Annotated in this window: 12 protein-coding genes; 2 read left to right on the forward strand and 10 right to left on the reverse strand. The window is 39.4% G+C overall.

Features of this window, described 5'->3' with window-relative positions:
* Nucleotides 1-50: 50 nt before the first annotated feature.
* From RMY63_RS40000 to RMY63_RS40030, 7 genes are all read right to left on the reverse strand, one after another.
* Nucleotides 51-1,013 carry a DNA polymerase III subunit beta gene (locus RMY63_RS40000; RefSeq protein WP_322733976.1) on the reverse strand — a complete coding sequence of 321 codons (963 nt, stop codon included), beginning with the start codon at nt 1,011-1,013 and terminating at the stop codon, nt 51-53.
* A 199-nt stretch (nt 1,014-1,212) separates the two neighbouring features.
* Nucleotides 1,213-1,764 carry a WGR domain-containing protein gene (locus tag RMY63_RS40005; RefSeq protein WP_292849832.1) on the reverse strand — a complete coding sequence of 184 codons (552 nt, stop codon included), beginning with the start codon at nt 1,762-1,764 and terminating at the stop codon, nt 1,213-1,215.
* 104 nt (nt 1,765-1,868) lie between these two features.
* Nucleotides 1,869-3,485: an AAA family ATPase gene (locus RMY63_RS40010; protein WP_322733977.1), complete on the reverse strand. Its 1,617-nt coding sequence runs from the start codon at nt 3,483-3,485 to the stop codon at nt 1,869-1,871.
* Nucleotides 3,482-3,739 carry a hypothetical protein gene (locus RMY63_RS40015; RefSeq protein ID WP_322733978.1) on the reverse strand — a complete coding sequence of 86 codons (258 nt, stop codon included), beginning with the start codon at nt 3,737-3,739 and terminating at the stop codon, nt 3,482-3,484. Before RMY63_RS40015 ends, RMY63_RS40010 begins: the two co-directional genes overlap by 4 nt.
* Nucleotides 3,740-3,904: 165 nt before the next feature.
* A complete protein-coding gene (locus RMY63_RS40020) occupies nt 3,905-4,111 on the reverse strand; it encodes a DUF2997 domain-containing protein (protein WP_322733979.1) in 207 nt (68 codons plus the stop codon).
* 3 nt (nt 4,112-4,114) lie between these two features.
* Nucleotides 4,115-4,561 (reverse strand): DUF1257 domain-containing protein, encoded by a 447-nt coding sequence (locus RMY63_RS40025; protein ID WP_322733980.1) that lies wholly within the window; start codon nt 4,559-4,561, stop codon nt 4,115-4,117.
* Between the two features lie 185 nt (nt 4,562-4,746).
* Entirely contained in the window at nt 4,747-5,811 is a 1,065-nt protein-coding gene (locus RMY63_RS40030) for a hypothetical protein (protein WP_416212596.1), read from the reverse strand.
* Between the two features lie 902 nt (nt 5,812-6,713).
* On the opposite strand from RMY63_RS40030, the gene RMY63_RS40035 reads away from it, so the two are divergent.
* Complete coding sequence (locus RMY63_RS40035) at nt 6,714-8,375, forward strand: substrate-binding domain-containing protein (RefSeq protein ID WP_322733982.1); 1,662 nt, start codon at nt 6,714-6,716, stop codon at nt 8,373-8,375.
* Between the two features lie 25 nt (nt 8,376-8,400).
* Here the strand turns inward: RMY63_RS40035 and RMY63_RS40040 are convergent, their stop codons facing one another.
* A complete protein-coding gene (locus RMY63_RS40040; RefSeq protein ID WP_322733983.1) occupies nt 8,401-9,558 on the reverse strand; it encodes a GUN4 domain-containing protein in 1,158 nt (385 codons plus the stop codon).
* A gap of 41 nt (nt 9,559-9,599) precedes the next feature.
* Nucleotides 9,600-10,541: a CHAT domain-containing protein gene (locus RMY63_RS40045; protein ID WP_322733984.1), complete on the reverse strand. Its 942-nt coding sequence runs from the start codon at nt 10,539-10,541 to the stop codon at nt 9,600-9,602.
* Between the two features lie 578 nt (nt 10,542-11,119).
* On the opposite strand from RMY63_RS40045, the gene RMY63_RS40050 reads away from it, so the two are divergent.
* Complete coding sequence (locus tag RMY63_RS40050) at nt 11,120-11,284, forward strand: hypothetical protein (RefSeq protein WP_322733985.1); 165 nt, start codon at nt 11,120-11,122, stop codon at nt 11,282-11,284.
* A gap of 78 nt (nt 11,285-11,362) precedes the next feature.
* On the opposite strand, the gene RMY63_RS40055 is transcribed toward RMY63_RS40050, so the two are convergent.
* On the reverse strand, nt 11,363-11,551 hold a 189-nt coding region (locus RMY63_RS40055; protein ID WP_322733986.1), incomplete at its 5' end, for a hypothetical protein.

Here is an 11,551-nt window from a genome sequence, read left to right on the forward strand (position 1 = left end):
CTCCGTATTTATTTATCTTTACATAGTTTAGTTTTTTCGCGCCGACTTACTTACAACAGATTAATGAATTCGACAGAATCATCCAAGTTACGCGCTAGTTCCTTGAGGACTCGACCGGGAATAGTAAATTGGATTATCTCTTCAGATTCTACTTGTTTACGGGGTTTTCTACCAATTCCTTGAGTTGAAAGTTCAGTGGTTGCGACTCGATGCCCATCAGTACCAATAAACTTTAACTTCTCCTGTGTAAGTTGAATATGAACTCCGGTCAAGATATATTTATTTTCATCAGTGCTGACAGCATAAATTACACCTTTCAAACCATCTTTGAAAACTGTTGTCGGCAGAGGAATGGGAGTAGCATCAATTGTAGAACTGGGTGGAAATTCTTCAGCACTAATGCCTCTAATTTCATATTTTCCATCAGCATCAGATAAACCCAGAGAGCAGATTTTTGTTTGCTTCTCCTCATCAATAAGCTGTATAATCTGAGTCTGACTACTGAGGCTAATATTATCATTAGGGCAATGCTTAACTATCTCAAATAGCATTTCCACTGGCACAGTGATTTCACCCTTGAGCAACACTTGGGCTTCAAAACTTGCCTGAATTGTTAATGCTAAATCAGTAACAGTTAAATGTATCTGTTGTGTTTCGATATCTGCAATGATTAGAGCATTAGCAAGAATCGGATGGGTAGGTTTAGCTGGGGTAGCACAACTAACTAGAGAGAGCGCATCGTGAAATTTAGTTTGTGAGCAGATTACCTCCATTCCTGATTCTATAAGTGGTTGAGAGTTTAACTCTGATTTGACAGAACGTTTATTAGTACGCTTATTTGAGATAGGCTCAGTTGAAGTATCAGCATCTAGAGATGTACGTTTTTTCTTTTTACCTGTAGATATTTCTGGGATATTTGTTGATACTTCATTTTCGGCTTTAGGAGTAGCTACACTTGTTTGTTTTGTCTGATTGGCAGGCTTTACCCTTTGTTTCGATGCTGTTTGAGTCATGATAATTTATTTCTGGTTACGTCATTGTTAGAAAGGTGACTGCGATAGCAGAAAATAAAGGATGTGAAGTTTTGAATCAGATGCTTTTACTCTGTGAGACATACGGAAGTTTACTGATATATCCCATTTAACCGCTCTCAGGTAAGCCTTTATTCTAATCGTAGCTTTCGGAGTATCAGGCTCCGCTCCTGAATTATTTCTACAAATGCCTCCAAAAGTTCTTTCCAATGCTTTTTAAACTGATAACTTTGCTGTTATTAGCAGATTCTTCTGTAGTGTTATCACCCAGCATAGAATCAGTTTCCAGCAAAGAGTTCAGCAGTGATAGTTGATGTTCAACATCTGCCACATCGCGGTATATTCGAGACGGGTCTATTTTCATTCCTAAAGGTGTAGGAACAATTTTTAAATATTGGTTTAATATCTCTAGATAATTTCTATTGGCAAATTGTCTTTGTGCTACATAAGGGCGCAAAATCTCCAGTAATTGGATAGCTCTTTTGATTTCTAGAGAATCAGAAGTACTATCAATTTGAGGTTGGCTTTCTCGGTAGCCTTTCATTTTCTTCTCAGCCACGAGATTGTGGAATTTAGAAACTGCTTGTTGATAATTACCGAAAGAGTGAACTTTTTGCTGAGATTTGTAGCCGACCCTACCCCACTCAACAGTTAGATTACCTTGCTCAACTTTTGCACTCCAGAATTTGTTACTGTTCTGAGCCGCATTTACAAATATTAAGTAAACTTCCATATTTTTGACATATTTTAGAGTAAAGTATTGCCATGTCAAATGAATATCTCAACAACAGATGTTCATTTGACAAAAGCTTCAAATCATTACTAATTTGGGAATACCTAATTAGTACGGAACCTGGAAGTACGCAGACCTTTTTTAGACATCTGCACAGGGCTAGAAGCTGGTCGGGCAATCTTTGACCAAGACTGCATCCGCTCAACAGCAGCAGCATCTTGAACAGCTAAAGGGGTGATGTTGTGCTGGCAATTTTCTAAATCAGCCAGTGTAATCTGCTGAGGTCTTCCCTCATCAAAAGCTAGTAGTGCTGCTTCTGATGCCAATGTTTCTAACTCAGCACCACTAAACTTGTCAGTACTAGCAGCGATCGCCTCTAAATATTCCTGCGGAACTTCTATACCAAATCGTTCTAAGTGAATCTTGAGAATCTGGCAACGTTCCAACTCAGTAGGCAGGTCAACGAAGAAATTCTCGTCAAACCGCCCTTTTCTCTTGAACTCAATAGGCAGCGCTGTTGGGTCATTACAGGTTGCCACCACAAACACCCCCGCCGTACATTCAGACATGAAAGTGAGGATATTTCCCAGAATCCTTTGTGAGACTCCAGAAGTATCGCCATTAGCTGAAAGTGCTTTCTCAACCTCATCAATCCACAAAATACAGGGTGCAATAGCTTCAGCAGTTTTGAGTGCGCGACGGACATTGCCCTCAGATTCTCCAACCAAGCTACCAAGCATTGAGGCAATGTCTAATTGCAGCAGTGGAAGATTGAGTATGGTTGCAATGTTCTTTGCCACTATCGATTTCCCTGTCGCTGGTGGCCCTGCCAGTAGCACTCCTTTAGGCTGAGGTAGATTGAGCGATCGCGCTTCTTGGGAAAATAACCGGCTGCGGCGTTGCAACCAATCCCGCAATAAATCCAAACCACCAAAGGGTATGGTCGCTGATTTACCCAATTCAATACCCATCTGAGACAGTAGGCGGGTTTTGTATTCGACAACCAAAGGGATGACCGTAGTATCAATTACTATACCTTTAGAAGTTAATCGCTCCTTAACAGTGAGCCGGAGAAAGTCGCTGATTTCCTCCAGCGTCAAGCCTAAAGCTGCTCTTGCCAAGGTTTCTTTATCTTCAGTGGTGAGAGATACGGTAAAAGTTACCTCTTGCTCACTGGCAGATTCTTGCAAGTATAGTAAATATGATTCTAAGTGGTCTTGAATTTGCTCAATGCTGGGCAAAGGAACTTCACAGCAAGGAATTAGTCTCAGCAAGGATTCGTGCAGTTGAATGTTTTGACCTAAAAACACAATTCGCTTTTCAGTCGGTTTGAGGCGATGGTACAAGTTTTTTACTCTGGTGAGGATTTCCCAACTCAATTGCAGGGAGTTTTTACCCACAAAAGGGTGAACATCTCCCAAGATGAAAACCCCATTACCGCCGAAATTGTTGATGTACTCGAACACATATATTAAAGGGTCTATGTTATGAGGCTTTTTATAAGTTTCGACTGACTTGAACACCAGTCCACCGTCGTCAGCAATCAGACATTGCTCCAAGCCGGAAACTCCCAAATTCCAGAAGTACACAGGACTGTTAAGTTTGTCCATCACTTCAGTAGTTAACCACTGAATGATAGTGGCTTCTTCGGGGGACAGAACATCTATTGCCACGATGGGTATTTGAGAGTCAATGGTGGTAATCAGGTTTGATAGTTTCATTGTTGCGAATTTTGATCGGGTACGGGAGAAAGTTCTTCGTGAGTGGTAACAAGATGCACGACTACTTCGTAAACTTCGGCATCGCCGTTAAACACTTCAGCAACTCCAGAAGAATTTGGATGAGCAATGGCGGAAATTAGAGCATTGAGTAGCGCGCACAGTCCTTCCGCGTTTCCTTTGAGAATTACTGGTTGCCGCGCTCCTTTTGAGGGGTAAATATGGAGCATCGGATAATCTTCAGGTAGTTCGCTCATAGAAAAATTGTGCGGGGGGATTTTCCTCGTTCCCCCATCGAATGTTTATTGGTGGAATGGCACGTTTGTTTATGTGAGGAACAAGGAGGACACGAAGACAAAGAGGAATTATTAAAAAAGTCCTTCCCCTATCTCCCTTGTCTCCCCACGCTCCCTTGTCATCATTTATTGGTGCAGCCGTTGTTGATGAGTAATCGTGCTACGAAGCTGTTGCTGAGATTCTGGTTTGTAAGTGCGATCGCCCTTTACCACACCCAAAGCTTCCTCAAAGGGTTGAGTTGCTTCTAGGCACGACAATCCCTCAAATCCCTCGGCTTCTATTTTCACTTCGCCTGTAACAGTGTCAAAATGTATCAATATTGCCCGTTCCATAAGTTACCTCCGTACTTGTTGAGTTTGCTGATGTGCTGAAAATGCGAGACGCAAAGTATGTACCTGACCATTGGTTTGTTCTGTGATGGTGCATTCTCCCAGATGTTCTTGTAACTGGGCTGCTTTAGCGCGAACCATCTTCTGTCCGTAGGCTTGTATTAAGGTGTGCGAAAAGAAGTCTTCTCCTAGTCGGGGTACAGTTTCATAGGCATCATGGATGAGTTGATACACCCCTGCCTCCTGATCCCACTTAAACCCGATATCTGCGCGGACACTTAAACTACGGCCAGGGACAACAATCTCAGCACTTTGTCCTTGGGAGTCGTCGTAATAACCTCTCAGGGATTGTGGTTTTTCATAAACTTGAACGGTAAGCTGCAAATCTTGTAGAGCTTGTACTAAACATTCACGGTTAGTTAGTTTTGTAGTGACAGTTGAAAAATGTGACATTTCCTACCTCTAAATACTGTGGACTGGTAAATTAATGGGAACAGTGCTGATAGACAAGGAAGCAAAAAGTTCCTTCCCCTCTCAGTTCCGTAGCAAGCTTGGGAAGTGTGGGCGTATTGTCTTCCTCTACACCCACACCTCGTTTTCGATCAACGACGATACAGACACGTTCTTGATTGTTTTTTCTAGCGAAGTTTGAGAGACATCGCTGTAGCTTTGGTTAAGCCCATACCCTCATCACTTGCTAATCGTTGGAGATGGCGTTGTTCATCCAGAAGCTTGGAGCAAATTTCATCCATTTTTTCCTGTAACTGAGAACGCCCTTGTGAATCCAGCTTTTTAGCATCCACAGAAGCGTTTTCGAGAACATTTTCTAGATGAGCCATCATTTGTCCAAGGCTGCTACCTGCTTCAAAACTGGCGTTAGCCAAAAGCATTTGGACTTTCTTGAAATGGCGTTCCATCTTCTTCTTGAAGTTGACTGGCTTGCGTCCTGGTTCCCAATTGCTCAAATCTTCGAGCAACTGGGCTGCTAGTTGTTCACCTCCAGCGATCGCTGATTCTCTCAGTGTTTGTTCTAAATTTCTGTCATACTGTTCGATAAACCGACTTATTTGCCCTAAGCATTCAGCTTGTTTCTCTGACAGTTGTTCACTGATGGCGGGAATAATGACAGGACGACCAATTACTACTTGTAAATAGTCCTCTAGTTCCTTTAAACAGGGAAAAGCTTTTACTAGGTTCTGCTTAACTTCTTGTTGTTGTTCTACAGATAACTGCCAAGCATTGAGTGAGAGAAATTTGTCAATACGTTCTTGATAGTCTATGTACCCCTTTTCATACTCTTCTTTCAGTTGAGTGCGTAAAACAGGTGCAATATTATCTCGAATTTCGATTAGTTGACTCCAGACCAAGGGTGCTAAGTCTATAGGACAAATCCAATCACCATTGTCATAATTCATCCATTCTTGGACTGAAGTAATTTCTTGCCTTAATTGGCTTGCTGCTTCGTCCAAAGCTTTGAAAACTTTGATGCCCTTTAAACCAACTTCTGAGGTTGTAACCTTCACTAAGTCAGATTCTTGTTCATCTTGAGAATATTTGAGAACATCTGTCCATTTTGGAGCATTACTTTTGGTTGTCTTCTTTAACTGAATCTTGAAACGGATGCGAGTTTTATTCAGCTTAGAGAAGTTATATCTTTCAACAACAGCGTCTTTCAGAAAGGTTTTGCTTGAATTAGCAATCACTGAGTTTACCACATTCACTATGAACAATAATGTTTCTTCACTTCAGTAAAATAAAGCGTAAGCTTTACCTTTTCACCACTCATTTGGGCTATAATTTTATTCATACAAATCATTTAACTGCTTACTAAATATAGATAAGTTTGATTGTAATTAAAAAAAATTGAGACTAGAAGGCAGCTACGATCAGATTATTAGCTGAAATACTGTTAAAAAAAATACAGCCTTTCTATAGTTAATAAGCAGTTATTAAAGTTAGCAAACGTTTAATCAGACATTATTTATTTCGATTTATTAATCTAGCAATCATAAGCTAATCGCCATTTATTTTTCCAGATTTATTCGCTTGTAGTAAGGGCTTAAGCCCTACTTTCATGCAACTTAAATGCTCATTAGCTTATTTGATTTGTGATTTTCACAAGGCACAGAACCCCGATTTATTAGATAAATAGGGGTTCTCATTGTTGACGAATGATTAATCTGAATTTGGCATTGAGCCGAGATTCACGCTAAAACGGAAATAGAAGCTGAAAAAGCTTATCCTATATAAATTTCAGCTTTTTAACTCTCCCATTTTACCCAAACATAAGAAGACTACAAGCAGACATAGCTTAGTACATAGTTACTAATTAATCCAGTCAGAACTTAAATACCAACTTATGACCCAAAGCTGGTAAAGTACCACATGTTGGTAACAATGCTCCACGAAAAATTAATACTTTAAGCCACCTATTCTACAAAATGGCTCATACGTTAACTGCTTCCCTTAACCCGGTTTTCTGCGGGAATGCTACTCATACCCCAGTATCGGTGTATTTATATAAAGTAGTGTTCACATTTTTGGCTTGGGCTGGTACTCAATCCCGTAGAAAAATATGCGCTTAATAGTACAACTTCTTATTTTCATGTTATTATTAGTGGCTCTATTGGTTATCGTTATTTCGATCAAGTCTCCGTCTCATAATTCTTGGCAGTGGTTCACATCTAATAGATTTGAAATTGGCATCGGCATGTTGCCAGTTCTATTTACCACCCTATATTTTTTCTACAAAAAGCAGCAGAATCGGATATGGACAAGCCCTAAATGGCTAAAAAGGGAGTGGGTCTTTATTCTTATAATTTCACTTTTTTGGTTAGTCTATCTTGTATTTATGCCACTTAAGCATATGAACAAATTGGAGCCTGAAATAACGATTAACCTATGTGGCTCTACTACGCTTGGGGAAAGATTTGCTCCTCTCTTTATCCAAGCAATAGCTCAAAAAAATCATGCTGTTAGTATTGAGAGTAAAACGGAAACCGCTAAAGATATATACACAACTGATGCGGAATTTAACAAACACCGTAATAATATTATATTCAAAGAGTTTTCTAGGGTAAGATTTATTATTGATTATGAAGGGACTGAAGATGGATTTGACAAGTTAAATAAGAAAGAATGCGATATAGCGATGGCATCAACTACGCCTACAAAAACATATCATCAAGAGATAAAATCTTTTCCAGGAATAACAATAGGAGAAGATGCTATTGTAATCATCACAAGTCAAGAGAAAGAGAATTTAAGTTCTAAGGAACTTAAGGATATATTTGAAGGTAAAAACCAGGAATGGGAGGTATTTTGTCGGAACAAATCCGGGACAAATGAAGAACTTAAAAAAGAATTAGAATTAAACATAGACCTAAACAACTTCTCTAACTGTAATTATATCGATGACAATAGTGAAATGTTAGAAAAAGTCTCCGGAGATCATTCTAGAAAGTCCATTGGCTATGTTAGCTCCTCATTCCTGAGTAGCTTGCTCCAAGAAGAAGGAAAAGACTTTTATATCGTTAAAGTAAATGGAATTTACCCGTTCTTTACACCGGAAAGAAAGCCTTCTACAAATTCTTCTACAAATAAAGTTGATTTTAAATTTATTAATGATGAATATCCACTACGACGTAGTTTATACCTTTACCCTCAGACATATGAAAAAGATGAAAAGGATAAATTAAAAGATATTGTAGATAAAATAGTGAATTATGCAGTTTCAGAAAATGGGCAGTCGATTGTTCAATCGGTCGGTTTTGTGAGTACATTTAGTACAAGGCTTGTAGCTAAAGATGGTTTAACCGGAACAGCTCTTTCTAAGATATTATCAGACACAGACGATATCTATGATTATATAAAAAGGCACAGTCAGCAATCCAATGATTTTGCTGCCCACACTGTCTTTTTGCCAAAGAACGGGAATCTTCCTGAAGAGGAGGAAATGAGGGGATTAAGTAATTGGTGGTCAGAAATTAGAAAAAAACCACTGACAGATACACTGGTACTAATTGGTCATTCAAGCCCAAAAGGAGTATCTCCAGATTACAACTTAGGCTTATCTCTCACAAGGGCAAAGCAAATAAAATATATACTACAAAAAGAAAAAGAAGGTGCTTCCAACATAATTATTTATGGTTTAGGTTGGGAATATCCTATATACACGCCGCCAGAAAAAAATCAAAGGGTGGAAATTTACTTTCTAAGTAAACTACAGGAGATTGATAAGAAACTTAAAGCGGCTCGCCAACAGTAAGCTTGCCAAAATGGCTAAAGTTACTCTATCTGCTAGTTGTCGAGTCTAAGCACGAGAGAAGAAGACAGACCTCAACCTCAGAAAATCTCACCCCCATAAACCATAGCAAAAACTCCCATCCCAAAATATTATCCTTCCCTAAAACCCCAAACACAGGTAAATGTCCCCGAGGAGCATTGTCGAGCTCAAAAGTTAACTTGGAATAATGCAACCATCTCCCATTCTTCCGCCAGCCAACGTTATCACCGAGTTTGTTGTTAGTTTCTTCATCTACTTTTTCCCCGACTTCCTGCCAAATTTGCTTCTGAATACTGAAGCCAAATCGACTTTTACTGTAATACTGCCAGAGTTGGTCAATGGTGCGTAAGTCTTCACATGGAAAGCTCCTGATGTCTTCTCTTGTCACATCTTTCCAGCTATCTTTGTCGATCACCGTTAGCATCTTATCGGCTGTTTCTTGATCTGCTTCCCTCCACTTTCCGTCTGCTAGAAGATTGCGGAGTTTGGTGTAGTCAATATCCTTTTCACTTTTGAGTTCTACCGCTTGACTTGAGTCGATAACTTCTTTATTATGCGCTGGTTTTATTGGCTCTTTTTCTCTTAATTGTTGTTGCAGAGACTGGATGATTTCTAATTGTTCAGATATTACTGACTCTTCTTCTCCTAATTGTTGTTGCAGAGACTGAATGGTTTCTAATTGCTCAGATATTATTGACTCTTTTTCTCCTAATTGTTGTTGCAGAGGTTGGATGGTTTCTAATTGTTCTGATATGAGGGAGTGCAAGAGTGTTAATTGTTGTTCTAGCTGATTGATTTTGGAGTGAAGTTGTTTGATTTCACTTTGATGTTGAGAATTCGGTGGAATATCATTGGCACCTTTCTCATATTTTATTTTGTCTACAATAGCATTTAACTGAGGTGCGTCTTGACTTCTTTCAAAACTTGATTGTAGTAGCAAGGAAAGTTTATAAATGGTGGTTTCTAATTTTCTTTTTTGTAATAAATCAATCAGTTCTATAACAAAATCATGGGTAGTGAGTGTCAAAATGGCACTCAATTCTCTTGGGTTAATGTCTATTTCTATGCATAAGGCTTTCCGGCGTTCTGGATCAGCGCGGTGACTTAATTCTAAAAGTCTTCTCAGAGTTTGAATATCTGAATCATTCAGGTCTTCTAGAGACATGTTAATGTTTGATTAAGATTTGTAGTGACTAAATCAAACTATTAAGGTTTGATTTTAGTCATAATTACTCGTAGTTTAGAATGATATGCTCCCTGTTGAAAATCAGATACTAATTTTTTACATAGTTTATAAATAGAATTTTCTAGTTTGCGTTTGTGTAGTAAATCGATAAGTTCAATGGCAAAGTCATTTTCGCTCAGCATCCAGATAGCACTCAAATCCCCGGAATTGATGCCAATTTCAATACATAATGCTTTGCGTCTATCAGCAGCAGCACGTCCACTCAATTGTAAAAGCTCCCGTAACGTTTCAATATCTTGGTCATCCAGTTCCTGTTTGGTTGCGATTGAGGGATTATTAATTGGAGAATTATTTACAGATGCAGATTGCATGGATTGTTGATTTATCTGCAAAACAGGAATTTGACTTTGAGAAATATCTTCTAACTGAATCGCCACCAATGCTTCATCAAAAGCTCGTTGAAATACATCTAAATTATCTGGATAGTCATAACCCAAAGCATCATAAAATCCTTGGGAGAAAGCTATGGCAGCTTTGTCTTGAATCTCCTGATTCATGCCTATGGCATAATTAATGTATTGGCTGATAGCTGTGGCAGATTTAGCGGAGTGACAGGCATTGAGTAGCACACATTGTACATAATCTGCGTGTAATTTGAACAGTTGTGCTAATCCCTCGGGCTTCACAGGCTTGTTACGACCCCCATCATCTTCTAATAACAAGCTACCATCTTCTAAGCCGTGTCCGCAGAAATGGACAATATGGGGACGTTCCTCAGCGAACGCGCGGCGAATATCTTGGGGACATACAGCCGTTCTGAGGCGAATTTCAAATTTATCTCGTTTTGCAGCTCGTCGGATACACTCTTCTATTTCTTTAATTTCTTTATCCAAGCGTAAACCGTGGGGGATTGCTGTCAAAATTAAGATTTTTTGTGACTGAGTATCTTGTCCCTTAACCATCTCTCACCCTTGATGAATGTATTAAATCCCACCGAAAGGCTCAGAATAAAAAATGAAGTCGGAAGTCGGAAGTCGGAAGTATTAAATCAAGCCACCCACAAGGGGTGGGGTTTTTACCTACCTTCAGATACAAGGACTGTTTCGCCCACAAGGGGCGAGGTTTTGAACTTTCACTTTTTTATAAATTATACTTCAAAGCAAAATTTAATGATTAGGGAAGAATTCACCAGTCAACGCCACAGTGACGGAGGCGATATTGAGCAATATATGCAGAGGCAGATAACGCAACGTGAATTCGACGAGTTCAAAAAATGGCATGAGGTAGAGCAGGCAAGTCTTTTGGATAAATATCAAGTGGGCTATTACGTGGAACACACCCCTTGAACAGGTTATTTTCGATGGCTCGCGCACCTCGCTTGTCGAAAATAACCCGCTATCATGATGATCATGATGGCAATTAAAATAAACGCCCTTAAAAATATTTTGTAAATACCAACTTTTAACTTAAAGCTGGTAAAAGGAGAAAAACCTGGCATACTCGCGGGAACGCTAACTCTTATTCCGTCGAGTTTCGTTGTATGTCTGCGCTGGATACCTTGCTCGACACCCAATCATCAAAAGTTGGTAAAACGCAAAAAAGTGAGTCTGTTGTCTCGAGACGCAAGTCGCCGAATCAACGCAGATATGAGGATGTGCGATCGCGGAAATATCTTTTCCCCTGTTTGGTTAAAACAGAGAAGTAAAAAGCTAAACCTTATATAAGGTAAGCTTTTTCAGCCTCTATTTCCGTTTGATAGGGTCGAGATTCCCATATACAATTATCACCGGATAACTAGTATCCGTTGTCTAGCCCGTGAGCTAGAAACATAGTACAAACGATTAAACTCTCTAATCTTGGCCAGTACTGCCTTACTGTCATCTCCTCGTTCTGGATAAAGTCGCTTACTCAAATCTTTACGCGGATTTCTCACAAAATCTGAAAAAATGGGATCAAAAACTGCGACAATGTA

The sequence above is a fragment of the Nostoc sp. ChiQUE01b genome, assembly GCF_034531255.1.
Taxonomy (GTDB): domain Bacteria; phylum Cyanobacteriota; class Cyanobacteriia; order Cyanobacteriales; family Nostocaceae; genus Nostoc.